Below are 25,058 nucleotides of genomic sequence, written 5' to 3'. Positions count from 1 at the left end.
TTATTTTACACATGCCATGTGTAAAATAACCCCAGGGGTTTTATTACATGTGCATGGGTGTTGCGGCGTTGGCGCAGCGATGCCTACGCCCTCGCTAGCATCAGCTGTTCATCCTCAAACAACGCCGTGCTCGTGTACTGGAAGCCGTTCGGGAACGTCTCGGTACGCATGATGCCCACCTCGAGGGGAGGCTCGTCCTCGGAATCCTCTGCGTCGGGGTTGATCTTGACGGTATAAAGCGAGGGCGTAAGCGCGTCGGCATCGATACCGAGCTGCGCAAGTTCCGTTTCGGGATCGGTGTTGTCGTAAGCGATATTCACGCTGAACCAGCCCTTGTCACGGATGTGCGCCGGCAGCGAGGCGAAATAGCCGGAACGGGTCTCGACCCGATACGTTTCAAAGGCCTCGGGCAGGTACGTGCGGCTTTCCCGCTCATCAAGGCGGCCGCATTCAACCAGTTCATCGAGGGTGTAGGAGCTGTCGGCTACATGCAGCGTCGCATCGTCTGCGCGCAGGCGCACGCCGGCCTCGTCGGAGGTGACGTAGATACCCTTGCCCAAGGAGACCCAGTCGACGATGAGCCAATTGCCCGCTGCATCGACGTTATCGAAGGGACTCAGCTCGCCGAGGATCCCGCTCTGCCCACGTTCCATGCGGGCATAATCGCGATACCCTTTCTGGTAGACGGTCACCTTCGTCTCGGGGGTGCCGTTCGTGAGCGGAAGCAGGGATCGGCACGCCTCGTCGATGGGGTCGACCCAGGCCGGACGGGCGGGGACGTTCGTGGGGAAGGCGTGCTCGTAGTCGGCGTCCGTGCCCGATATCTCGAATTCGACCGAGGGTATTCCCAGATGGACACGGGACGACTCCTGTTCAAAGAAGCGCTCGTCGCCCGTATAGCGCGCATAGAAGAACGAGCCTGTTTGCTCGGGGGCGTCCTCATGCTGCCGCCAGGTTTCCACCGAGATGCTCTCTTCGAAAAAGCCCTCGTTTTCGGGCGAGATGCCGTTTACGAGTACGAGCGCGACATCGCAACCGGCGTCTTCGAGCCCTTGTTTTCCGCGCATGAGGGCGTTGCGGAAGCGATCTTCATAGGCCGCCACGATTTCGTCCTGCTGCCGGTTGTCGCCGACCACGCCCTCCTCGAAATCCACGAGCACGCAGGCACCGTCCTCCATGGTGCAGAATGCTTGGCCGCTCGACCGATAGCCGAACAGCTGGTAGGAGCGGTCTTCCCAAAGATCTGCCACTCCAACGTGCTCGCCATACTTTTCGGCGTAATAGCTCTCCGCTTGTCGGACGATGGCGCGCTCGTTGAACTCGCCGAGGTTCGAGCAACCGGTGAGGGCGACCACTGCCGCGCAGATGAACAGCACGCATGCGGTAGTAAGAAAGGGGAAGGGCCGGCTCGAATGATCCGTTGCGCGCGTTGCGGGAATCGCGGAAGAGGGCAGCGGGTTGGTCATACGGAACATGTGGCGGCCTCCCGTCGTATGCCGAGATGACGCGTTCATTATAGCGCCGACGTGCGGGACGACGGTTTGCTGTGGTGTTGCAGCGTGCGGGGCCGTAGTTGCGTTCGGACGCGGAGCTGCGACAGCTGGGTCTGCTCTGTGCGTTCGCCTGTTTTAGCCGGCGTGCTTGACGGCGCGCATGCGAAGGCGGACGTAGTCGACATACCACGTGTCGCCGTGGAGCATGTTCGGACGCAGTGTCTCGACCGCCTCGGCGATGATCTCGTCGCCGAGTGGCGCCGGCACGCCCTCGAACGGTCGCTTGACGAACATGCGGATCCAGTCGGCCATGCCGTCGGTCCCCTCGAGTGCGGTCGGCCGGTCAAAGAGGACCGCATCGGTGATGCGCATGCCCGCTGCCTCGACGAGCGATGCGTATTCGCCGATGGTGGGGAAGAAAAACGGCAGCTCGTAGGCAAGGCCGTGCCGCTCGAAGGCCTGTGCCAGTGCGGCATGGACGCGCCCACCGCAGCCGCGGCCGCCGCATTCGAACACGAACTGACCCTCCGGCACCAACGCGGATGCGATGTGCTCCAGCGCCTCACCTTGCCGTTCACGGTCGATCCAGTGGAGCACTGCGTTCGAGAATACCACGTCGACCGGACTCTCGAGCACGAAGGATGTGGCATCGCCGAGTATGAACCTCAGGTCGGGATGGTTGCGGCGCGCCAGCTCGACCATGTCGGGCGACGCGTCCATGCCGAACGCATCGAGGCCGCGCTGTGCGAGCTCGTGGGTAAGCGTTCCGTTGCCGCAGCCCAGATCAAGGCAGCGCGCGCCGGGCTTTATGTCGATGAGGTCGATGACCGACGCGCCATAGGAGGGCACGAACGAGAAATTCTTCGCGTAGTCCGCGGCGTTCCAGGTGATGTTCACGGTGGACCTCTGCCTTCTGCGTGGTTGGAATGTAAAATAACCCCTGGGGTTATTTTACATTTGTTCCGTCATGCGGGTTTGCTCTTGTCCGGGCGGGCGGGTATCCTTATTCGGCTTCTGCACCCGACCGAACCGGAGTCCGTCCATGGATATCATCGCCGCGCTCGCGCAAGAGCTGAACCTCAAGCCCGCTGCCGTCGAGGCCGCCGTCGCGCTCATCGACGAGGGGAACACCATCCCGTTCATCGCGCGCTACCGCAAGGAGGCCACGGGCGGCATGGACGACGTCGCGCTGCGCACGCTCGACGATCGTCTTACCTACCTGCGGAATCTCGAGCAGCGCAAAGAGGATGTCATCCTGCTCATCGGCGCGCAGGGCAAGCTCACGCCGGAGCTCGAAGCCGAGATCCGCGCCGCCGCGCAGCTGCAGCGCGTGGAGGACCTCTACAAACCCTACCGCAAGAAGCGCCAGACGCGCGCGCAGAAGGCGCGCGAGGCGGGGCTCGAGCCGCTCGCGAACATGATCATCATGCAGGTTACCTCCAAGGGCTCGCCGCTCGAGGCGGCGGCTCCCTTCGTGACGCCCGAGGCGGCGGAAGCCGGCTACGACACGCCGGAGAAGGCGCTCGCCGGCGCGCAGGACATCGTCGCCGAGACCGTGGCCGAGGACCCGGAGAACGTCGCCGACCTGCGCTCGTTCACCGAGAATACGGGTGAGATCGTCGCCGTCGCGGTTGATGCCGACGAGAAGACGCCCTACGAGCCCTACTACGACTTCTCCGAGCCGGCGCGAAAGATCCCCAACCACCGCATCCTCGCGATCGACCGCGGCGAGCGTGAGGGCAAGCTTCGCGTGCGCGTGGGCGTGGACGCGCAGGAGGCGGTCGCTCGTCTGGGAAGCCGGTGGCCGCGCCGCCAGGGAGGGTTCGCGCCGGTGCTCGACGCCGCGGTCGCCGACGGCTACAGGCGCCTCATGGCCCCCTCGCTCGAGCGCGAGCTGCGTGCCCGTCTGACCGTGCGTGCGCAGACCGAGGCGATCCGCGTCTTTGCCAAGAACCTCGAGAGCCTGCTGTCCGCCCGTCCGGTGCGCGGGGCGCGCATCATCTCGCTCGATCCCGGCTACCGCACCGGCTGCAAGGTGGCCGTGCTCGACGAGACGGGCAAGTTGCTCGACCACGGTGTCGTGTACCCCACGCCGCCGCGCCGCGATGTTGCCGGTACGAAGCGCGAGCTGGCGCGTCTGGTGAAGCGCTACGGCATCAACACCATCGTGATCGGCAACGGCACGGCGAGCCGCGAGACGGAAGAGGTCGTCTCGGGCTTCATCGCGGAAACGGCGCCTGAGCTGCGCTACACCATCGTGAACGAAGCCGGTGCCTCCGTGTATTCCGCGAGCGAGCTCGCAAGCCGCGAGTATCCGGACCTGGACGTGACCACGCGCGGTGCCATGAGCCTGGGCCGGCGTCTGCAGGATCCGCTCGCCGAGCTCGTCAAGATCCCGCCGCAGTCCATCGGTGTGGGACAGTATCAGCACGACCTTGACCAGACGGAGCTTTCGCGCACGCTCGGGCACGTGGTGGAGGACGTCGTGAACCGCGTGGGCGTGGACGTGAACACCGCGAGCGCGAGCCTGCTCGCGTACGTCTCGGGCATCACGCCGACGGTCGCCCACAACATCGTGGCCTATCGCGAGGAGCACGGCGCGTTTACCGACCGCCGTCAGCTCAAGGAGGTGCCCAAGCTCGGTCCCAAGGCGTTCCAGAACGCGGCGGGCTTTTTGCGCATCGCCGGTGGCGCCAATCCGCTCGATGCGACCGCGGTGCATCCGGAGAGCTACGCCGTGGCGCGCGAGGTGCTGCGCCGCGCCGACGTGGCGCCGACGGATCTTGCCGCAGGCGGTGTTCCCGACATCGAGCAGCGCGTGGGCAGCGTCTCCGCACTCGCCGGCGAGCTGGGGTGCGGCCTGCTCACATTGTTCGATATCCTCGACGAGCTTAAAAAGCCCGGCCGCGACCCGCGTGACGATGCGCCGGAGGTCGTGTTCAGCCGCGCGGCGCTTTCCATCGACGATCTGCAGCCCGGCATGGAGCTCACCGGTACCGTGCGCAACGTGGTCGACTTCGGTGCGTTCGTGGACGTGGGCGTGCACCAGGACGGCCTCGTGCACATCTCCAAGCTCTCGACGCGCTTCGTCAAGCATCCGAGCGATGTGGTGGCCGTGGGCGATACGGTGAAGGTGTGGGTCGAGCGCGTGGACCGCGAGCGCGGAAAGATCTCGCTCACCATGGTGAAGGGCAAGTAACGGTGCGGCGGCGATGTCCAAAGCGGGCATCGCCGCCGTCTTTTTCGGCGGCGCATACGCAAGCCGAAAGAATGGGTTGAAACGAACACGTCCCCAACGGACCCATGAGGGGTTGAAACGAACACGTCCCCAACGTACGTCCCCAACGGACCCGTTTGATAGACGGACAAAGCGGACAATTCTCACCAATTCAAGGGTGAGAAAAACGATAGTCCTGTTTATGGTTCGGTTTTGGTGGGCATCTCAGAGTAGCTAGTCGTCTTGAACCGAGAAAACCGCAGGTAAAACTTGTACGAATAGGTTTGTATACTTAACAGACCCGTCTAAAACCGAACCATAAACGCGACGGGCGCCTCGGAGCCCCTCCGTAGCGCGCGCCTGCAAGCCCGCATGTGCAGTGAGAGCCCATTTGTCGCCGCCAAGGTGCGTAAGACGGACGAAACGGATACAGTCAAAAGGGTTGAAACGAACACGTCCCCAACTGACCCATGAGGGGTTGAAACGAACACGTCCCCAACTGACCGCTTTTGTAAAGCGTAAGAGGTCTTAAGCCTGCCTTCATAAATCCCTATAACACCGATGGGTAATAGAGCGGTATCTATCACCCAGGTGCCCGGTCGGCGGCAACGTGCCGCGCGGGCAGGAAAGGGGTCGCCCCATGTGCACGGGCATCCGCTTCACCGACACGGCAGGCAACATGTTCTTTGGCCGTAACCTCGATTGGACGCAGGGCTATGGCGAGCGGGTGGTGGTGACGCCCCCTGCCGCGACCGTGCCGTCGGCGTTCGATCGCCCGGGCGACCCTGCGCGCGGTCATGCCGTGATCGGCATGGGTATCGTCGTCGCCGGTATCCCGCTGTACTTCGACTGCGGCAACGACGCGGGGCTTGCCGTGGCGGGCCTGAACTTCCCCCAGTCGGCGCGCTATGCGGCAGAGCCCGTGGAGGGTTCCGTCAACGTCGCCGCCTACGAGTTCCCGTATTGGGTCGCCCGTAACTTCTCGACCCTCGATGAGGTCCGTCGCGCGCTCGCGGATGTGACGGTCGTCGCCAAGCCGGTCAACGAGCAGCTGCCGGTCGCCAACCTCCATTGGATCGTCGGCGATGCCACCGGCAGCGTCGTCGTGGAGTGCATGGAAGATGGTCTGCGCGTGTGGGAAGACGACGTCGACGTGCTCACCAACGAGCCGGATTTCGGCTGGCAACGCCAGAACCTGCGCAACTACCTCGTGCTGTCCGACGATGCGCCGGCGCATACCGCGTGGGACGCCGCCGACCTCACGCCCTTCGGTTCGGGCTTGGGGATGCAAGGGACGCCGGGCGACTACAGCGGTCCGTCGCGCTTCGTCAAGGTTGCCTTCGTGAACAGCCACTATCCCAAGCAGGAGGACGAGGCGGACAACGTCACGCGCCTGTTCCGCACGCTCGGCTCGGTGGCCGTGCCCGAAGGATGTGCCCGCATGGCCGACGGTTCGTACGAAAAGACACTCTACACGAGCTGCTTTGCCGCGAAGACCCTCACGTACTACCACGCCACCTATGACGACCCGCAGATCCGCGCCTACCCGTTGGCTGCCTGCGACCTTTCCGGTTCCGCGCCCATCATCGCGGAGCCTGCGGCCTAGCCACCTCCCACCATACCCCCATCCCCTCGATCCCGATGCCGCCGAACCCCCGGCCAGATGCTATGTCGCCCCTGCTGGGGGAGGTGGCCGCATACCGAACAAAGGAGCGATCATGCATTCAGCAACCATCGCGCATCCCGGCCATACCAAGCCGGCGGGAGCCGAGAAGTTCCTCGTGCTTCCCATCGTCATCCTCATCCTCGCCCAGATGGGCGCCACGGGCGACAACGGCGCGCTGTCGCTCGCCACGTCGGCGCTCACGCATGAGCTGGGCGCCACGACCTCCGAGATCCAGCTCGCCAACATGGTCTATCCGCTTGTCGGCGGCGCGTTCATGATCGCCGGCGGCCTTGCCGGCACCATCATCGGATGGAAGAAGAGCTTCCGTATCGGCACGCTATTGTGCGCGGCGGGCGAGGTCTCCTTGGCCTTCGCGCCCAACATGACGATGTTCATCTGGGTCGGGCGCGTGCTCGTCGGATTCGGCGCGAGCTTCATGATCCCGTCCGTGCTCGGTTTGATCCCGCTGCTCTACCGCGGGCGCAACCGCATGGTGGCGTTCGGCTGCATCGGCGCGGCGTCCGGCCTGTCGGCGGTGCTGCCGCTCATCCTGGGCGTCGTCATGGAGACCGCGGGCATGCGGGCGACCTTCCTCACGCTCGGCGTCTACTTCGTGACGGTGTTCGTCATCTCGCTCACCCTGCCCGATACGCATCAGGTCGACGAGAAGCTCAAATTCGACGGCATGGGTGTGGCGCTTGCCGCCTCCGGCCTGTTCATGTTCCTCATCGGCATGTCCGGCATCTCGTCGTGGGGCCTCGTCACCCCGCTGTCCGGCTGCCCGTTCACGATCTTCGGCATTTCGCCGGCCCTGCCGCTCATCGCGTGCGGCCTGGTGGTGCTCGCGCTGCTCGTGCACGTCGAGGGCGAGGTCGAGCGTAAAAACGGCATCGCGCTGTTGCCGAGCGCGTTCCTCAAGACGCCTCAAGTCCTTGCGGGCCTGGTGGCAAATGCCCTCACGTTTTTCTTCATGGGCGCGCAGTCCATCCTCATGGCACCGTACCTGCAGCTCGTGGCGGGCTGGTCGCCCATCGACGTGGGCACCATTTCGATCGTGACCGGCGTGCCGACCTTCGCGCTCGCGCTCGGCATCCCCAAGCTGCTGCCGCGCGCCAACCCGCGCCGCGTGATCCAGACGGGCTATGTGGCCATGGCGCTCGCGCTCGGCATCATGGCGTTAGCGGTCACCATCGACGGGTGCAGCACGCTCGGCGTCTACCTCGGTGCGTTCATGGCGGGCGTCGGCGCGGGTACTGTGTCGTCGCACGCGAGCAACATCGTGGCGCTCGCCCTGCCCGAGCGCGAGGCGTCGCAGTCCGGCGGCATCCAGACCACCATGCGCAACGTCGGCCAGGCGATCGGCGTGGCGCTGCTCGGCGCGATCCTGCTGTTCGGTATCACGAGCTCGGTCCGCGCCAAGGTCGATGCGGATCCGTCGGTGTCGTCCGCGGTCAAGCGGGAGCTCGCAGGCATGACGATCGATCTGGGCAGCGATGCCGAGTTCGAGTCGCAGATCAAGGACATACCCATGTCGCCCGTCGAGCGCCAGGCGCTCGTCAAGGCCCAAGCTCAGGCCCGCTTCGAGTCCACACGCATCGCCTACGCCGTGGGTGCGGTGATCGTGCTGCTCGGTTTGGCGACCACGCCGGCGATCAGGACGTTTGGCAAGCAGGAGGGCTGATACCCGATAGCAGGTGAACCGATGCCGTCCGGCAGGGGGCCGGCGTCGGTGCCGAGAAGACCGGTCGTCGGCGAGCAGGGTTGCCGATGTCGGTAGGACGCCGGGACGGGACGCTTTGCGGTCCGCCCCGGCGTTCGCGTTATCGCCGCTGCGGCTTGGACGTCAGGTGCCAACCGCCGCAGTAGTCGCATTTGTAGCAGTGCAGACCGCGCGTGCCGTGCGCCTCGCACAGGCGGATCGTCTCCTCGGCCTCGGCGCGGGTCGCGTAGCGGTTCTTGGACGCACACGCTTTGCGATAGAGGGCCTCGTCGCGTTTGGCGGCGAGGTCCTCGCGGTGCTGTTCCTCGCGCGCGAACAGGTCGTCGAGCCCGCCGGACTGCGCCTTGAAGGCGGCGATCTGCTTGGTCTTGGCCGATGGCTTCCTGCTCGACATAGCTGCTCCTCGTGTCCATGATGTGCGACGGGCCGGGTGGCTTCGTCGCGGGCGGCTCGCATTGACGCGATCGCGTGCGCTCGGGCGCCGGCCCGATGCTTCCATTGTGCCGCAGTGCGATAGGCGAGGAGCGTGCGGCCGGTCGAACTCCAACGAGTGTCCACTCGGAAACGGGGTGGAAAATGGATGCGGTGCGTCGTTGGCGGCGAAACACGTCGTATGCTTGCTGGGAGGCCGCATGGTTGCGGAGTGGAGGACCGAACGGGAGGCATCGATGGACGACAGGACGGAAGACGCGCTTCGCGACAAGCTCGCGGTCGTCGTGCGTGCCGATGCCGACGGAGGGGCGGCGGTGCGGCTTGCCGAGCATCTCGGGGTGTCGCTGCTGGACGAGGGCGACGATCTATCCGCGTATCCGCTGCGCTTGGAGCTGGGCGGCGACGGGCTGACCCTCACCGACGGGTCCATGGCGCTGTGCGCCGATCTGCGCGACATGCTGCCGCGCCTGAAGCCCGCGAACCTCTCCCGTGAGCTGCTGGTGCGTGCGGCCAAGGTCAAGGGTGTCGACGCGCCGACGGCGGTGGATGCCACGGCGGGTCTGGGTGCCGATGCGCTTTTGCTGGCGGCGGCGGGTTTTACCGTGACGCTGTTCGAGCGCGACCGCGTGATCGCGGCGCTGCTCGCCGATGCGCTGCGCCGTGCCGAGGACGACTCGGATCTTGCCGGCATCGTCTGCCGCATGTGGCTGGTGGAGGGCGACAGCATCGAGGGCCTACGTCGCATGGCGCAAGCGGGGGAGAACCCCGACGTCGTCTATCTCGATCCGATGTTTCCCGAGCGGACCAAAAGCGCCGCCGTCAAGAAGAAGTTCCAGCTTCTGCATCACCTGGAGCGACCGTGCGCGGACCCGGAGCTTTTGCTCGAGGCCGCCCGTGCCGCCCGCCCGCGCAAGGTCGTCATCAAGCGGCCGGTGAAGGGCCCACAGCTCGCCGGCGTCAAGCCGAGCCACACGGTCGCCGGCAAGGCGGTCCGCTACGACTGCATCGTCTTGCCGCGCTAAGCGACAAGATGGTGCCAGGTGCAAACTTGTCGCGACAAGATGGGACAAGATGGGGCCGGGTTCAAACTTGTCGCAAACTCGCCCCGACAAGATGGTGCCAGGTACAAACTTGTCGCCCGGGTTAGCCGATGGCACCCTGCGCCGCGGCGATGATAAGGGCGAACAGCGGCGTGACGGCGCTGACCACGATGCCGGCGATCGAACAGACGAACCCGACGGTTGCGGGCAGGTCCTTGCGGTAGTCCGCCTTGCGGGCGCGCCGCGAGGCGACGATGCCCGCGATGCCGAGCACGACGCCCAGCACCTGCGTGGGGATGATCGGGCTGAATCCGAGCAGGATGGCGACGACGCCGAGCGCGATCGATGCGTATTCCAAGGGCATGGGGACCTCCGGCAAAGCGAGCGGGTGTCGCCGGGCGGCCCCGACGATACAGCCCATCATACGCGCCCGCCTTCGCGCGAATATATAGCCAAATGCGACAAGATGGTGCCAGGTACAAACTTGTCGCGACAAGATGGGGCCGGGTGCAAACCTGTCGCAGACTTGTCGAAGATGCTTTCCATGGGGTGGTCGCCGATGCGGTGGCCACCCCTTTGCGCTCCCGGCCCGCCACGGGGCTATACTGTCCTTCGTGATATCGGAAAGGACGGACAGATGGGGTATCGGAAGGCAGGCGAGACGCCGACCGTCGGCGTGGTGCTCGAGGGCGGCGGGTTTCGCGGCATCTACACGGCGGGCGTGCTCGACGTGTGGATGGAGCACGGCATCACGGCCGATGCGACCGTGGGCGTGTCGGCGGGCGCCACGTTCGGCTGCAACTTCAAGTCCCTGCAGATCGGGCGCACGCTGCGCTACAACAAGAAGTACTGCGCCGATCCGCGTTACTGCAGCTTGCGCAACTGGATCTTCAAAGGCGACCTGTTCAGCCGCGACTTCGCCTACGGGGAGCTGCCCTGGAAACTCGACGTGTTCGACAGCGAGACGTTTGCCGCCAACCCCATGCGCTTCACGGTGGTCGCCACCGACATCGACACCGGCGAGGCGGTCTACCACGACCTCGGTCCGGGCGATGTGGGCGATATCGAGTGGATCCGCGCCTCAGCCTCCATCCCCATGGTGTCGCATCCCGTCGAGCTCGAGGGCAGGCGCCTGCTCGACGGCGGCGTGGCCGATTCCGTGCCGTTCCGTTGGATGCTCGAGCAGGGCTACGACCGCACGGTCGTGGTGCTCACCCAACCGGCGGGCTTCGTCAAGCAGCCCAACAGCCTGATGCCGCTGCTGCGCGTGTGGCTTCGCCGTTATCCCAAGCTCGTGGAGCTCCTTGCCGATCGGCATGTTCGCTATAACAAGTGCGAGGAGGAGCTCGCCGGGCTCGAGCGCGCGGGCAAGGTCTTCGTGATCCGTCCGAGCGAGTCGGTCCAGATGCCCATGGTGGTGCGCGACCCCGAGATACTCGAGCATGCGTATCGGATCGGCCGCACGGATGCCGAGCGGGAGCTTGCGGCGCTCATGGACTATCTCGCGTAAGCCCCGCGTGCGGGTGCGGGCACTCCTGTTCCGCGAACCATGGTGCGCGGTTGCGTTCCGTGCTACGTTGTGGCATGGAAACCACACGGGACGACCGGGTAGATGAGGAGTGCCACCATGTCCGATTTCGTTACCACGCAGCGTCATACCGTCACCTTGGCGAACGGCGATCGAGTGCCGGCGCTGGGGCAGGGGACGTGGTATCTGGGCGACAGCCGTGCCACGCACGATCGCGAGGCGCTCGCGCTGCGCGCCGGCGTGCGCGCGGGCATGACGCTCATCGATACGGCCGAGATGTACGGCAACGGCCGGAGCGAGCGCCTGATCTGCGACGCGCTCGACGGCACCTCGGTTGCGGGCGGCCCGCTGCGCGACGAGGACGGCTCGCTTGCCAAGACGCTCGACCGCGAGGAGCTGTTCATCGTCTCCAAGGTGCTTCCGAGCAACGCCGGGCGCCCCGACATCTTCGAGAGCTGCGACAACACCCTCGATAACCTGGGGGTCGACTACCTCGACCTGTACCTGCTGCACTGGATGGGCCCCGTGCCGCTCGCCGAGACGGTCGCCTGCATGGAGGAGCTCGTCGCGGAGGGCAAGATCCGCGCCTGGGGCGTCTCGAACCTGGACACCGACGAGATGGAGGAGCTCTGGCGCGTGCCGGGCGGTAGCAACTGCCAGGTCAACCAGGTGCTCTACCATCCCGCGTCCCGCGGCATCGAGTACGATCTGCTGCCGTGGATGCGCGACCACGACGTCGCACTCATGGCGTATTGCCCGCTCGCGCAGGCCGGCACGCTGCGCGGTCGCCTGTTCGACTCGCCGGAGCTCGCCGAGGTGGCGCGCCGTCACAACGCGACGATTCCGCAGGTCGTGCTCGCGTGGGACATCCGCGGTGGTGACACGATCGCCATTCCGCGCAGTTCGCGTCCCGAGCACACGCTCGAGAACGCCGCCGCCGACCGGATTGAGCTGACCGACGAGGATCTCGCGCTCATCAGCCGCGCCTTCCCGGCTCCGTCTTACAAGATGCCCCTCGACATGGAGTAAGGCCTCCCGCATGGGATTGGGGACACGGCGGCCTGGCTGCCGTGTCCCAATTTTCTCCTGGCCCCTTTTGGGACATTCGTCGCGCTCACGTGGCCGCTTTGCCCCGTTGGCAGAAGTCTACCTGTTCGGTAGGGTCGTGCGTCATACAATCGAGACGTCGGCTTTGTGAGCGAGGAGGAGCTATGCCCGAGAATCTGGGACCCGCCCTAATCGATCCCGAGGGTGGACGTCATGAGCTCAGTCGCAAAGAATACGATTTCATCGTGACCCTGGCCGCAGGCCTTGGATATGATGTCGCCCCGGCGGCTGACGCCTCGGGCGAGACGGTGATCACCACCGGTCAGGCCGCCGAGATCCTCGGCGTCTCGCGTCGCACGGTGACGCGCATGCTCGATCGCGGGGAGCTTCCCGGCATCCGTTTGGGCCTCAATCATCATCGCAGCGTGAAACTCGCCGATGTTCTGGCGTTTCGACAGGCGAAGTCGATGAAGGCGGAGGCCGCGGCGGAGTAACGGGTTGAATCGGGACGTGTTCGTTTCAACCCATTTTGTGCCGCACGACAGGGCGCAAAGGACAAGGAGATACGGTGAGGGCGTTCGTCGCGTTCGAGCTGCCGGATCGGTTCATCGATGATACCGTTCGGTTGGCTCGACAGCTGTCCGCCGCGGTGCCCGGGCGCTTTATGCCGGCGGAAAACTACCACATCACCATCGCGTTTTTAGGCGATATCGGCGAGGATGACGCACGCCGCGCCATCGACGCGCTCGATGAGGCGTGCTCGGGCCTTTGCCCGATACCGTGTGCGGCGACCGGGCTGGGCAAGTTCGGTCGCGCGAGCGATGCGACGCTGTGGCTCGGTATCGCGCAGGCCCCCGCGCTCATGGAGGCGGCCGCCTGCGTGCGCGATCGCCTGCGCGACCAGGGACTTTCGTTCGACGACAAGCCGTTTATGCCCCATGTCACGCTCGCGCGTCGTGCGCGCATCCCGCGCTCCGGACTCGACGGGCTGGTGTTTCCCGAGCCATGCGAGCTTACGCGCGCTACGCTGTTCAAAAGCACGCTCGACCAGTCGGGCGCGACGTATAAGCCGCTCTACACCGTCGAGCTCGGGCGATAGTCCTCACACCTGCTACATGAACGTCCGCCCTGCTGGCACGTGCTACCAGCAGGGCGGACGCGTTCGGCAGATCCCCACCCGCGCGGGGCGACGAGTACCTACGAGTCCAGCAGGTCCTCGATAAATCCCACGCGGTAGTTGCAAAACACCGCCTCGCCCTCCTCGGCGGTGGCATCGAGGTCGACGTCGGCCATGATGCCGAAGTCGTGGTCGCCCTGTTCGTCCGAGAAGATCTGGTGGACGTGCCAGACATGCTCCGCCTGCTCATCGGCTTCGTCGATCGAGAGGAAGGCCGCCGAGCGCGCGTCGGCGTCGAGCAGGATCTCCTCATGCTCGGCATGGTAGGCCTCGAGTGCCCGCGCCCAGCGCATCTCGGTCATGCCCCAGTCGCCGTCGAGCGCGCCGAGCTCGTCGGTCTTGCCCTCGGCAGCCAGACGCACGCGACGGAACAGGGCGTTGCGCACGAGCAGGGTGCAGCCGCGGCGATCGGCCACCACGGCGTCGGCCGCGGTGGGCGGCGCGACGTCCAGCGCGGCGGGGTCGCCGGCGGCCTCCCATTCGTCCACGAGGCTCGAGTCCACGGAGCGGACCATGAAGCCGAGCCATGAGATGATGTCCGAGAGCTGCTCGTTGCGCTTCTCGAGCGGCACGGTGCGATCGAGCGAGCGGAACGCCTCGGCAAGGTAGCGCAGCAGGATGCCCTCCGAGCGGGCGATGCCCAGCTTTTGGATATAGCCCTTGAAGTCCGCGGCGCTCTCGAGCATGTCGCGCAGGACCGACTTGGGCGACAGCGCGTAGTCGGCGGCCCAGGGGACCTTCGTGCAGTACTCGGCAAAGGCGGTATCGAGCAGATCCTCGAGCGGCTTGGGGTAGGTGACGTCGGCGATCTTCTCCAGGCGCTCCTCGTAATCGATGCCATCGGCCTTCATCTCGGCCATGGCGCGGTCGCGCGCGGCGCGCTCCTGGGCTCGGAGCACCTGCTTGGGGTCCTCGAGCGTGGCCTCCACCATGGAGATCAGGTCGTAGGTGTAGGTCTCGCTGTCCGGATCGAGCAGCTCGAGCGCGGCGAGCAGGAACGGCGAGAGCGGCTGGTCCAAGGCGAAGTCGTCGGGCAGGTCGACGGTGAGCGCGTAGTCGGGCGTGCCGTCCTCGAGCTCATCGCGCACGACGACCCCGCTGTCGATGAGGGTGGCGAAGATCTCGTCGGCTCGGGTGGCGAGCGCGAGCTTTTCCTCGGGCGTCTGCAGGGAGCGCTCGATCAGTTCGCCCACGTGGGCACGTGCATCCCCGCCTTGTTCCACCTGGGCGAGCACCATGGAGTGTGTGATGCGCAACCGCGGCTTGAGGGTCTCGGGCGCCGTCTCGATGAGCTTGGTGAAGGTGCCCTCGTTCCAGGTGACGAAGCCCTCGGGCGGCTTTTTCTTCTTGAGCTTGCGCAGCTTCTTGGGGTCGTCGCCGGCCTTGGCGACGAGCTTGGCGTTCTCGATCTCGTGCTCCGGTGCCTCGGCGATGACGCAGCCCTCGGTGTCGAAGCCCGCGCGGCCGGCACGTCCCGCGATCTGGTGGAACTCGCGGGCGCGCAGGCGGCGCATGCGATGGCCGTCGAACTTGGTGAGCGCGGTGAGCACGACGGTGTGGATGGGCACGTTGATGCCGACGCCGAGCGTGTCGGTGCCGCAGATGACGGGCAGCAGGCCCTGCTGGGCGAGCTTCTCGACGAGCAGGCGGTAGCGCGGCAGCATGCCGGCGTGGTGCACGCCCACACCGCACGAGAGCAGGCGCTTCAAGATCTTGCCGAAGGCGGTGGTGAAGCGGGTGCCCTTCGCCGCCTCCTTGATGGCCTCGCGCTGCTCCTTGCTCGCCACGCCGAAGTTCGCCAGCGAGCTTGCCGTGGAAAGCGCCGCATCCTGCGAGAAGTGGACGATGTAGAGCGGGGCCTCGCCGCGGCGCAATGCGAGCTCCACGGTGCCCTCGAGGGAGGTCTTGACGTATTCGTAGGACAGCGGCACCGGGCGCGGCGCGTCGGCGACGACGTCGACCTCGGCGCCCGTGCGCTCGCGCAGGGCCTCCGCGATCTGGGTGACGTCTCCGAGCGTGGCGCTCATGAGCATGAACTGCGCGTGCGGCAGGGTGAGCAGGGGGACCTGCCACGCCCAACCGCGGTCGGGGTCGGCGAAGTAGTGGAACTCGTCCATCGCGACGCTGCCCACGTCGGAGTCCTCGCCTTCGCGCAGGGCCTGGTTGGCGAGGATCTCGGCCGTGCAGCAGATGACGGGCGCGGCGGTGTTGATGTGCGTGTCGCCGGTGATCATGCCCACGTTGTCGCGGCCGAGCACCTCGACCAGGTCGAAGAACTTCTCGGAGACGAGCGCCTTGATCGGCGCGGTGTAGTAGGCGCGTTTGCCCTGCGCGATGGCCATGTACAGCATGCCGAGCGCGACGAGCGACTTGCCCGAGCCGGTCGGCGTGCCCAAGATCACGTGGTCGCCGGCGGCGAGGTCCATGAGGGCCTCCTCCTGATGCGCCCACAGCTCGATGCCCTGATCGGCCGCCCATACGAAGAAGCGCTCGAAGGCCTGGTCGGGCGTGAGCCACGGCTCAGGCTCGCTGCCGTCCTCGGGCTCCCACCAGCAGGGGACGAGGGCTCCGAGCGAGCCCGTCTGGAGCTCGCCGGTGCCGCCGGCAAACGAGCTGGCGGATGCGGTGATGGGTGCGGTGTGTGTCTGCGTCACGTTGGGTACGCTCCTCGTCTTGTCGTTTCCGCTCCCCATTATGGCCTATCGTGGGCTTTATGTCCTAGCTGCGCGATCCGGGGATACGCGCCTTGCCCTTGCGCTCGCGGTTGCGGAAGTTCTCGACGGCCGCCTCCATGCCGAGGGGCACGTAGTCGAGGGACGACAGGTCGTCGGGCAGGTAGCACATCAGGCTCTGCTCGGCGGCACGTCCCGCCTCGATGCGCGTCTCGTCGGGCTCTTGCCCCGGCGTGGCGCAGATGCCGTACACGGCGGCGCCGCGCTCGGTCAGGCGCTGCTCGTACTCGGTTTCGGGAAAGCCGGGGTGCTCGTGGCGGACGTCCGCCGACACCCACTGTGTATCGTAGCCGGCGGCGTCGAACTGGCCCTTGGCATACTCCCAGAGCGGCAGGCTGTCGGTGCGCAGCGTCACGGTGCCTGACGCCGCGAGCAGGGGACGGTAGAGCAGCAGGTGGTCGACGTTCACCAAGCGCTTGGCGGCGTGGTGGCGCTTGGGGTGGGGCGTGGGGAAGTTGAGCGTGATGGCCGCGAGCTCGCCCGTGCCGAAGATGCGCGGCAGCGCCTGTGCCCCGAGCGGCACGACGACGGCGTTTCGCAGGCCCTCTTCGACGATGCGCTGTGCGGCGTAGGCGATGCAGATGGGTTCGACGTCCATGCCGATGAACAGCGTGTCGGGATCGCGACGCGCACACTGCGCGATGAACGTACCCTTGCCGCAGCCCAAGTCGAGGTGGACGCGCGTAAAGCCGGTGCCGCAGGCGGCGTCCGTATCGAGCTGCCAGCACGCCTCGGCCCAGCGTCCGGCATAGGCGGGTGCGTTGCGTTCGATGGCGTCGGCGTAGCGCTCGATGCGCTCGTCGAGGTCGAAGTTCTTCGGCGTGCGGATATGCGTGAGGCCCATGGCGTTCCCTGCTATCGGATGTTCGTGCTCGTGGATTGTATACGATTAACGGCTTGAGCTGACAAGATACGCGTCGTATGCATAGTCGAAGCGATATCCGAGCTGCTCGGCCAATGCGAGGGACGCGCGCGTGTGGGCGTCCCAGCTCGGGTAGAGACCCTGATCCAGCGCGGCGACGATGAGCGCGGCGGCACATGCCCGCGCGAGACCCTGGCGTCGTCTGTCGGGGTGCGTGTCGGCCTCGATTTCGATGCCGTCGCGAAAGCGTGCGTAGGTTGAGGCGCCTGCCACCGGCACGCCGCTCTCGACCGCGACGATACCCAGGGCGAGGTGCTGAAAGTCCTCGTACTTGGGAAACTGCGACACGAGGTCACAGCTCCAGTCGGCACCGGCGCATGCCCGATGCAGATGCGCGTCGATGGGGGAGAGCACGATGCCGTGAGGGATGTCGCGCGCAAGGTCGAGCAGGCGGGTGCGATCGAGGTCCGCCGGATCCTTGCGTGTGGCAAACCGGGTGATGCGCGTGGCGTTGCCTTTAATTTCCGCTTCGATGCACGCGGACCATGCCGCATCGCGGGGAACGAGGATCAAGGGGCGGGGTTCGCCGTGTGAGCGGACGGTGCGGATGAGCTCAGGATTCGCGGCTCCAGCGAGAAAGGCGAAGTCGCCAAGAACGGCCGCGGCGGATTGTGGCCGTGTCGGATCGTCGGCGAGCACGCATCCCATGATTCCTTGGAGGCAGGACCATATTACGGTTTCGTTCCAGCCATCGAACAGGGAACTGGCGGTTGCAGGGTCGGTGAGACGTGCAATCATAGGCGACTTGGATCTTCTATCCGGCAGATAAGGTAGCGGTTGAGCGTGCCGGAGCGGCCGTCCGCCGAGAAGCGGTCGATTTCGCGGGCGCCGCGCTGGGAGAGGTGGGCCGAAAGCGCATCGATTTCCGTCTCGCTGAAATGATGGCAGTAGCGGACGGGCTGGATGCTGTCCTGCCAGCCGAGGAAATGGTCGTCCGCGTCGAGTGCGTCGACGGGAAAGCCCTGCTCGCGCATCGCTTCTTCGGCAGCACGCGCTTTGCGCGCCAGGCGCGGGTCGTCCATGAACTGCCAGAGGGAAAGCGCGATGATGCCGTCGGCGCAGGTGTGGCGCACAAGGGTGTCGAGCAATGCGCGGCGGAGATTCCCGCCCGGCACATGATGCAAAAAGCCAAAGCAGGCCGTTAGGTCGAACGTCCCGGCACCGTCGAGCGGATCGCGCCCGTCGAGCAGCGCCTCGAGCACATCGACGGTGCGCGTGCGGACGCCGCGGATCGCGGATGCGTCGTCGGCGAGCTCGGGTGTGTCGTCCACGGCAAGACACGAGAGCTCGGTTGCGGGCATCTGCTCGGCGAGGAATCGCTCGAAACGCAGGTTGCCACAGGCGACATCGAGCACACGAAGGGTGTCGGACGGCTCGGTGAGCGCCCGCGCCGCTTCGACAACGCGCGCCCAGCCCTGCCAGGGTGCCTGGCGGGTGGCCGAGAACGATGCGGCGTGGTGCCGGTAGAACTCGTTGTTGCATGCGATGAGCTCGCGGGCGAGCTGTGCGTCCACGGCGCCTCCTTTCGGGCACGATGCGGGCCGTTCGGCCAGTCGGTTTTCGCTTCATTGTAGCGTCTTGGACCATACCCCCGTTTAGGGTTCGGTTTGAAAGGGGTTGGTCGAGTAGACCCTTCCTTTCGTCCGGAAAACATGCTGGTAAGCGCATTGCCGCATTTCCGGATACTCGGAGGTGCCGCCTAAAACCGAACCGTAAACGCGATGTCGGCTTCTGCCAAGCGCAACAGGGGCCCGCGCTGGCCTGTTTGGCCGTTTTACGGGTCCTGTCGTGCCGCCCGCTGCCGTCCTGCCGCCTGCGCCATAGTACAATGCGCTACATGGAAGACATCATCGTGAACATACTCGAGATGCTACGCCGCGGCGAGACGGTCGACGACGCCGTGCTCGTCAAGCTCGTGCATGCGCAGGCCAAGCGCACCGGCGGCGACAAGCGCGCCTTCGCCAAGCGCCGGTTGCTGCCGTTCTACCAGCGCGTCAAGCGCGAGGAGCCCGAGCGTTGGCGCAGCTGGAACGTGACGCCGGAGCTGGAGCGCGCCCTGCTGCGCGCCATCCGTATGAAGCCGCGCCGTTCCGCCTCGGGCGTGGCGACCATCACGGTCATCACCAAGCCCTGGCCGTGCGGCAGCGATTGCCTGTACTGCCCCAACGACGTGCGCATGCCCAAAAGCTACCTGCACGATGAGCCGGCCTGCGCCCGCGCGGAGCAGAACTGCTTCGACCCCTACCTGCAGGTGTCGACCCGTCTGACCGCGCTTTCGCAGATGGGGCACGCCACCGACAAGATCGAGCTCATCATCCTGGGCGGCACGTGGAGCGACTATCCGCGCGACTACCAGATATGGTTCGTGACCGAGCTGTTCCGCGCCTTGAACGACGACGCCATCTCCGGCGTGGCGGCAAATCCCATGCTTGCCGCGCCCGGCGAGGACAAGGGGGCTGTGCTCGCGAGCTCCTCCGACGTGCCGGCGGGGGTCGTCGAGCGTCGCGCGTGGTATCGCTCCTGTGGTATCACGGCCGACGAGCACGGGCTCGCGGCGGCATCTGCCGAGGCCCAGGCTGCGGTCGATGCCGGTTCGTGCAGCTACAACCGGGCGGTTGCGCAACTGTACGGGCACAGCGGGGCGTGGCAGCGGGCGGCATCCGCCCAGACGGCGACCCTCGAGGAGCTGGAGCGCCAGCAACGCATCAACGAGACCGCTCGCCATCGCGTCGTCGGCCTGGTTGTGGAGACGCGCCCGGACGCCATCACGCCCGAGACGCTCACGCTCATCCGCCGGCTGGGCGCGACCAAGATCCAGATGGGCGTGCAAAGTACCGACCAGCGCATCTTGGATATCAACGAGCGCGGGATCTCCATCGAACGTATCGCCGAGGCGTTCGCGCTGCTGCGCGCCTTCGGGTTCAAGATCCACGCGCACGCGATGGCCAACCTGCTCGGCGCGACGCCGGCCGACGACAAGCGCGACTACGCGCGTCTGATGCGCGACCCGGCGTACCAGCCTGACGAGGTGAAGCTCTACCCCTGCGCGCTGATCGGTAGCGCGCGCCTGGCCGAGCGGTATCGCGACGGCTTGTGGGTACCCTATTCCGAGGAGGAATTGCTCGATGTGCTCGTCGAGGATGTGCTCGCGACGCCGGCGTTCTGCCGTATCTCCCGCATGATCCGCGACTTCTCCTCCGACGACATCGTGGCGGGCAACAAGAAGCCTAACCTGCGCCAGCTCGTCGAAGCGCGGCTCTCGTCGCGCACCGACGATGGCGCCCCGGTCCATCCCGACGTGCAGGAAATCCGCTTCCGCGAGATCGGCATGCGGACGGTCGACGTGAACGACCTGCGTTTGGACACCGTCTCGTACAAGACGGAAAACACGACGGAGCATTTCCTGCAGTGGGTGTGCGCGGACGGTCGCATCGCTGGGTTCCTGCGTCTCTCGCTGCCCGAGCAAGCCTACGTCGAAGCTCATGCCGCCGAGCTTCCCGTGGCTGCGGGCGAGGCGATGATCCGCGAGGTGCACGTCTACGGCATGGCGACGCGCGTTGGCGCCGACGGTCGCGCCGCCCAGCACCTGGGACTCGGCAAGCGCCTGATCGAGCGCGCATGTTCTCTGGCACAGGATGCGGGCTATCGGCGCATCAACGTGATCAGCGCGGTGGGCACGCGGGAATACTACAGGCATCTTGGGTTTGCAGACCACGGGCTTTACCAGCAAAGGGAGCTGTAATGGGCAGACAGATCTCGCAGCGCGAGGTATCCGAGCGGCGCCGCGCGGGCGGCGGCCTTCCGACCGAGGTCGTCGACGTCGTGGTGATCCTCTTCATCGCGATCGCGTTCACGGTGGGCGGCATGAGCGGGGCGGCGGCATGGGCCATGGCGCTGCTGTTCGCGCTCTCGTCGGTTATCGCGATCGTGTACCTGCGCTTCGATCCTCATGTCGCGCACACGGCGGGCGGGTTCGCGTTCGTCCGTACGCGGCGGTTGGCTGACGGCTCCCTGGCTCGCATCCTGCGCACGCGTGGCGTGTACCAGTCGGCGACCTACCTCGACGAGCGCCGCTTCGAGCCGGTCTTTGCCTATCAGCGGGGTTTCAGCGTCGTCTTCGATGTCGAGGATGCGATGCGCGCGGCCTCGGGTCACGGTATCTCGCGCGTGCTCGCACTCGGTGGCGGTGGGTACGCATGGCCGAAGTACGCTCTGACCGAGCATCCGGATCTTGCGATGACCGTCGTGGAGATCGACCCGGAGGTGACGAGCCTAGCGCGGCGCCTGTTCTTCCTCGACGAGCTCGAGCACATCGTGGGCGCACGCCTGCAGCTCGTGTGCGATGACGGGCGGGTGACGCTCGAGCGCGGTGCTGCCGAGGGGACGACGTACGACCTCATCGTCAACGACACCTTCTCGGGCGCGGAACCCGTACGCGGCCTCGCCACGATCGAGGCGATGCGTGCCGCGCGCGCGTGCCTGACGCCGGGCGGCATCTACATCACCAACGTCGTCTCGCGCGGGGAGGGGACCGACGTGACGTTTCTGCGCGACGTCGTGGCCACGCTCTCCGCGGTGTTCGCGTACGCGTGGGTTCTGCCGGTGACCGAGGAGCTTTTCGCCGGCGAGGACAACTACCTGGTGGTCGCCTCGGACGCCGCGTACGCCTGGCCCGATGCCGTTCCGTTTGACCGGGAGTTCTTGGGCGAGGTGCTGGAGGATTGATGAACGGATTCGTAGGACAGCCCGACAAGCGTCCTCACCATGGTGTTGGGGATTCGGCAAACATGGAAGTCGAAGCGCTCGAAACTTGTTGCTGCGATTTGGAACAGCGCAGAGCAGTTCTCGAGGCCGAGGCGCGCAGACGTGCCGGCGAGCGAACGCTTGGCATCGAAGAAGTTCGCGCTCTGTTGAAGGAGCGCCTTCTCGCCAAACTCGACGATGCGGAGAAAGCGTACGACGCGGGCGAGTACGTCGACGGGGACTCCTTTATCGCGGATGTGAAGGCGCGCTATAGCTTGTAGCCGCATCCTGATCCGAGCGTTCATTGCCCACCGCGGGCCCAGTCGACATCCATCTTTCGGACGCGCTGGTTCCGTGTCGCCTTCGTCACCCCACCCGATAATGCTCCAGCAGGATATCCACCAGGTGCCGTCCGCGGGTAACGAGGTCGTAGTCGTGGCCGTGCAGGTTCCAGTCGTAGATGATGCCGCGGGTCACGCAGAGGATCTCCTCGGCGATCGTGTCGGGGTCGCCGGCAAGCACGCCGTCCCCGATGGCGCGCCGCAGCGACTCGATCAGCTTGATGTTCAGCACGCGGTGCGCGTCGAGCATGTAGCTGTGGTCGACCGAGAGCTGGTTCTTAAAGTACTGCGCCGCGGCGAATCCGCCCATGGCCTCCATGGAGCGCATCTGATGATCGATGAGAAAATGGATGTCCTCGAGGGCTCCCGCCGTTTGGCGCGCGTCCCAATCTTGCTCGAGCTGTTGGTCAAACACGCGATAACCCTCGTCGAGCAGGTTATCCTTGCCCTCGAAGTGGTGGTAGAACGCTCCGACGGAAACTCCCGCCGCATCGCAGATGTCCTTGACCGATACCTGCTCGTAGGGGTGCTCCGCAAACAGGTTGAGCGCGCATTTGAAGATCGCGCGCTTGGTCTCGCGCGCCTGAAGCGCCCGCTTGCCGGTCTCTGCCATCGCATCTCCTGACTGTACCGCGCCGGGTCCGTTACGTACCGATCATGGTCACCACCAGACCGATCGCTTCAATCCTAGCGCAACGACGGCGGGAACGCGTCGCAAGGCATGATGCCTGCCCGAGCACAGCCGCTCCCCGCCATGCTTCTCACGTTTACCAAACCGAATTCGGTAAACGTGAGAGGCACGCACACCGCGCGGGTACCATGCGAGGTATCGGATTCCATCGCATGGAAAGGGAGACCCTATGTCAGCTCACTATCCGAACCTGTTCAGCCCCATCAAGATCGGCAACGTCGAGGTGCCCAACCGCATCGCCATGATGCCCATGGGCGTGTTCTCACCGCGTCTCATGGACCTCAAGACGGGCGCCTACACCAAGGACGGCGCCGACTACTACATCGAGCGCGCCAAGGGCGGCACGGGCCTTATCATCACGGGTCTTGTGCCCATCATCCCGCTGCCCGGCATGAACCCGGTGAACTTCCCGGAGGAGTACGTCGAGAAGCTCAGCTACCTCACCAACGGCATCCACGAGCAGGGTTCGCGCATCTTCATCCAACTCACGGCTATGACCGGCCGCGCGGCGTGGTTCGAGGGCGATGCACCCACCGATACGTTGCCCGCGCCCGCACCCATCCAGAACGTATGGGATCCCACCATCACCAACCGCGGCATCACCAAGGACGAGATCCACGCCTACGTGCGCAACTTCGCCACGGCGGCGTCGCTCGTCAAGCGCGCCGGCGGTGACGGCGTCGAGATCCACGCCGTGCACGAGGGCTATCTGCTCGACCAGTTCGCCATCTCGTTCTACAACCGCCGCACCGACGAGTACGGCGGCAGCTTGGAGAACCGCCTGCGCTTTGCCCGCGAGATTGTCGAGGCCATCCACGAGCAGTGCGGCGACGACTTCCCCGTGTCGCTGCGCTACAGCGTGCGCAGCTACGTCAAGGACTTCAACCGCGGCGCGCTGCCCGGCGAAAAGTTCGTCGAGGTCGGCCGCGATCTGGAGGAGAGCCTCGAGATGGCGCGCCTGCTCGAGAGCTACGGCTACGCCATGCTCAACTGCGACAACGGTTCCTACGACTCCTGGTACTGGCCGCATCCGCCGGTCTACATGCCCAAGGCGTGCAACCTGGACGACGTCATGAAGGTCAAGGAGGTCGTGGACATCCCCGTGGTGTGCGCCGGCCGCTTCGACGACCCCGATCTTGCCGAGAAGGTCATCGCCGAGGGCAAGATCGACATGATGGGCATGGGTCGCCCGCAGCTCGCCGACCCCGAGATCGCCAACAAGTTCCGCGAGGGTAGGCTCGACGACATCCGTCCGTGCATCTCCTGCCATCAGGGATGCCTGTCGCGCATCTTCCAGCACAAGGACATCAGCTGCGCGGTCAACCCCGCGTGCGGCCGCGAGAAGAGCATGGCCATCACGCCCGCCGAGACCGTCAGGCGCGTCGCCGTGGTGGGCGGCGGCCTGGGCGGCATGGAGGCCGCGCGCGTGAGCGCCCTGCGCGGGCACACGGTCGACCTGTTCGAGAAGACCGGCGAGCTGGGCGGCGTCTTCGTCTGGGCGGCATTGCTCGACTTCAAGGAGGACGACCGCAGACTGCTCGCGTGGTACAAGAAGCAGATGGTCGATCTGGGCGTGAACGTGCACCTGAACACCGAGGCCACGGCCGATACGGTCGCGGGCTACGATGAGGTCTACGTGGCGACCGGTGCCACCGAGCGCCACCTCGACACGCCCGGGTTCGACAGTCCGAACGTCACCTATGCGATCGATACGCTGTCGGCGCACGACGAGTTCGAGGGCGACGACGTCGTCATCGTGGGCGGCGGCTTGACTGGCTGCGAGATCGCCTACGACCTGGGCCGCAAGGGCAAGCACGTCACCATCGTCGAGATGACCGAGACGATCCTGAATACCTTCGGTCTGGCGGCGGCCAACTACAACATGCTCATGGACTTGCTCGACTACTATCACGTCCGCGTCATCAAGAACGCCGTCGTGCAGAAGTACGAGGACGGCGTGGCCTACGTCGAGGAGACCGAGAAGAACTATCCCAACTGCGCGAATCGCGCCAAGCGCATGTTCGCGCTCGGCCCGCAGGGCGAAAAGCTCATGCACAAGATTCCGGCCGACCACATCGTCGCCTGCGTCGGGTACACGGCCAACCAGGAGCTGTACGATCAGCTTGCCAAGACGGTCGACGCCGCGCACCTGCATCTGATCGGCGATGCGATCCGTCCCGCCAACGTCATGGAGGCGATCTGGACCGCCTACGAGACGGCGATCGCCCTGTAGGACACACAAGGCGCCCCCGTGAGCGGGCGCGCGCCGGCAACCGGCGTGCGCCCGCTTTGCGTTCGGTCGCAAGTCG

Annotated in this window: 21 protein-coding genes; 12 read left to right on the top strand and 9 right to left on the bottom strand. The window is 65.8% G+C overall.

Translation table 11 applies throughout. From position 1 onward, the window contains the following. Positions 1-83: 83 nt before the first annotated feature. Positions 84-1,475, bottom strand: a complete 1,392-nt coding sequence (locus tag I6E04_RS08305) for a hypothetical protein (RefSeq protein WP_235422727.1) — start codon at positions 1,473-1,475, stop codon at positions 84-86. Between the two features lie 153 nt (positions 1,476-1,628). Beyond that, positions 1,629-2,390, bottom strand: a complete 762-nt coding sequence (locus I6E04_RS08300; protein WP_235422726.1) for a class I SAM-dependent methyltransferase — start codon at positions 2,388-2,390, stop codon at positions 1,629-1,631. A 145-nt stretch (positions 2,391-2,535) separates the two neighbouring features. Here I6E04_RS08300 and I6E04_RS08295 point away from each other — a divergent pair, with 145 nt between their 5' ends. From I6E04_RS08295 to I6E04_RS08285, 3 genes are all read left to right on the top strand, one after another. Next, entirely contained in the window at positions 2,536-4,692 is a 2,157-nt protein-coding gene (locus I6E04_RS08295; protein WP_235422725.1) for a Tex family protein, read from the top strand. Between the two features lie 658 nt (positions 4,693-5,350). Next, entirely contained in the window at positions 5,351-6,316 is a 966-nt protein-coding gene (bsh, locus tag I6E04_RS08290; protein ID WP_235422724.1) for a choloylglycine hydrolase, read from the top strand. Positions 6,317-6,428: 112 nt separating this feature from the next. Then, positions 6,429-8,057: an MFS transporter gene (locus tag I6E04_RS08285; RefSeq protein ID WP_235422723.1), complete on the top strand. Its 1,629-nt coding sequence runs from the start codon at positions 6,429-6,431 to the stop codon at positions 8,055-8,057. Between the two features lie 139 nt (positions 8,058-8,196). On the opposite strand, the gene I6E04_RS08280 is transcribed toward I6E04_RS08285, so the two are convergent. Next, positions 8,197-8,490, bottom strand: a complete 294-nt coding sequence (locus I6E04_RS08280) for a hypothetical protein (protein WP_235422722.1) — start codon at positions 8,488-8,490, stop codon at positions 8,197-8,199. 274 nt (positions 8,491-8,764) lie between these two features. On the opposite strand from I6E04_RS08280, the gene I6E04_RS08275 reads away from it, so the two are divergent. After that, a complete protein-coding gene (locus I6E04_RS08275) occupies positions 8,765-9,550 on the top strand; it encodes a class I SAM-dependent methyltransferase (protein WP_235422721.1) in 786 nt (261 codons plus the stop codon). A 121-nt stretch (positions 9,551-9,671) separates the two neighbouring features. Here the strand turns inward: I6E04_RS08275 and I6E04_RS08270 are convergent, their stop codons facing one another. Next, on the bottom strand, positions 9,672-9,932 hold the full coding sequence (locus tag I6E04_RS08270) for a hypothetical protein (protein WP_235422720.1): 261 nt from the start codon (positions 9,930-9,932) through the stop codon (positions 9,672-9,674). A gap of 273 nt (positions 9,933-10,205) precedes the next feature. On the opposite strand from I6E04_RS08270, the gene I6E04_RS08265 reads away from it, so the two are divergent. The 4 genes from I6E04_RS08265 to thpR all read left to right on the top strand — a co-directional run bounded on the left by I6E04_RS08265 (position 10,206) and on the right by thpR (position 13,242). Further along, entirely contained in the window at positions 10,206-11,078 is an 873-nt protein-coding gene (locus tag I6E04_RS08265; RefSeq protein ID WP_235422719.1) for a patatin-like phospholipase family protein, read from the top strand. Positions 11,079-11,195: 117 nt separating this feature from the next. Continuing rightward, positions 11,196-12,125: an aldo/keto reductase gene (locus I6E04_RS08260; protein ID WP_235422718.1), complete on the top strand. Its 930-nt coding sequence runs from the start codon at positions 11,196-11,198 to the stop codon at positions 12,123-12,125. 182 nt (positions 12,126-12,307) lie between these two features. Then, positions 12,308-12,637, top strand: coding sequence for a helix-turn-helix domain-containing protein (locus I6E04_RS08255; protein ID WP_235422717.1), 330 nt, complete (start codon positions 12,308-12,310; stop codon positions 12,635-12,637). Between the two features lie 74 nt (positions 12,638-12,711). Continuing rightward, positions 12,712-13,242: an RNA 2',3'-cyclic phosphodiesterase gene (gene thpR, locus I6E04_RS08250; protein WP_235422716.1), complete on the top strand. Its 531-nt coding sequence runs from the start codon at positions 12,712-12,714 to the stop codon at positions 13,240-13,242. A gap of 98 nt (positions 13,243-13,340) precedes the next feature. On the opposite strand, the gene I6E04_RS08245 is transcribed toward thpR, so the two are convergent. From I6E04_RS08245 to I6E04_RS08230, 4 genes are read right to left on the bottom strand one after another with little or no spacing between them, the layout of a single operon-like run. Then, complete coding sequence (locus tag I6E04_RS08245; protein WP_235422715.1) at positions 13,341-16,013, bottom strand: DEAD/DEAH box helicase; 2,673 nt, start codon at positions 16,011-16,013, stop codon at positions 13,341-13,343. Positions 16,014-16,038: 25 nt separating this feature from the next. Next, entirely contained in the window at positions 16,039-16,896 is an 858-nt protein-coding gene (trmB, locus tag I6E04_RS08240; protein ID WP_235422714.1) for a tRNA (guanine(46)-N(7))-methyltransferase TrmB, read from the bottom strand. A gap of 45 nt (positions 16,897-16,941) precedes the next feature. Beyond that, complete coding sequence (locus tag I6E04_RS08235) at positions 16,942-17,712, bottom strand: GNAT family N-acetyltransferase (protein ID WP_235422713.1); 771 nt, start codon at positions 17,710-17,712, stop codon at positions 16,942-16,944. Beyond that, the gene (locus I6E04_RS08230) at positions 17,709-18,488 is read right to left on the bottom strand and encodes a methyltransferase domain-containing protein (protein WP_235422712.1); all 780 of its coding nucleotides are present in this window, start codon (positions 18,486-18,488) and stop codon (positions 17,709-17,711) included. Before I6E04_RS08230 ends, I6E04_RS08235 begins: the two co-directional genes overlap by 4 nt. Positions 18,489-18,811: 323 nt before the next feature. Between I6E04_RS08230 and I6E04_RS08225 the strand changes: the two genes are divergently transcribed. The 3 genes from I6E04_RS08225 (at position 18,812) to I6E04_RS08215 (ending at position 21,998) form a co-directional block, all read left to right on the top strand. After that, positions 18,812-20,716 (top strand): elongator complex protein 3, encoded by a 1,905-nt coding sequence (locus tag I6E04_RS08225; protein ID WP_235422711.1) that lies wholly within the window; start codon positions 18,812-18,814, stop codon positions 20,714-20,716. After that, on the top strand, positions 20,716-21,699 hold the full coding sequence (locus I6E04_RS08220; protein ID WP_235422710.1) for a spermidine synthase: 984 nt from the start codon (positions 20,716-20,718) through the stop codon (positions 21,697-21,699). Before I6E04_RS08225 ends, I6E04_RS08220 begins: the two co-directional genes overlap by 1 nt. Before the next feature lie 62 nt (positions 21,700-21,761). Continuing rightward, positions 21,762-21,998, top strand: a complete 237-nt coding sequence (locus I6E04_RS08215) for a hypothetical protein (protein ID WP_235422709.1) — start codon at positions 21,762-21,764, stop codon at positions 21,996-21,998. An 85-nt stretch (positions 21,999-22,083) separates the two neighbouring features. Here I6E04_RS08215 and I6E04_RS08210 read toward each other — a convergent pair whose 3' ends face one another. Next, on the bottom strand, positions 22,084-22,671 hold the full coding sequence (locus I6E04_RS08210; protein ID WP_235422708.1) for a TetR/AcrR family transcriptional regulator: 588 nt from the start codon (positions 22,669-22,671) through the stop codon (positions 22,084-22,086). 247 nt (positions 22,672-22,918) lie between these two features. On the opposite strand from I6E04_RS08210, the gene I6E04_RS08205 reads away from it, so the two are divergent. Continuing rightward, on the top strand, positions 22,919-24,982 hold the full coding sequence (locus I6E04_RS08205; RefSeq protein ID WP_235422707.1) for an FAD-dependent oxidoreductase: 2,064 nt from the start codon (positions 22,919-22,921) through the stop codon (positions 24,980-24,982). The last annotated feature ends 76 nt before the right edge of the window (positions 24,983-25,058 follow it).

The organism is Collinsella tanakaei (assembly GCF_021531055.1).
GTDB classification, from domain to species: domain Bacteria; phylum Actinomycetota; class Coriobacteriia; order Coriobacteriales; family Coriobacteriaceae; genus Collinsella; species Collinsella tanakaei_B.
Note: the sequence above shows the minus strand (reverse complement) of the source record. Positions and strands in the feature narration are given on the sequence as shown.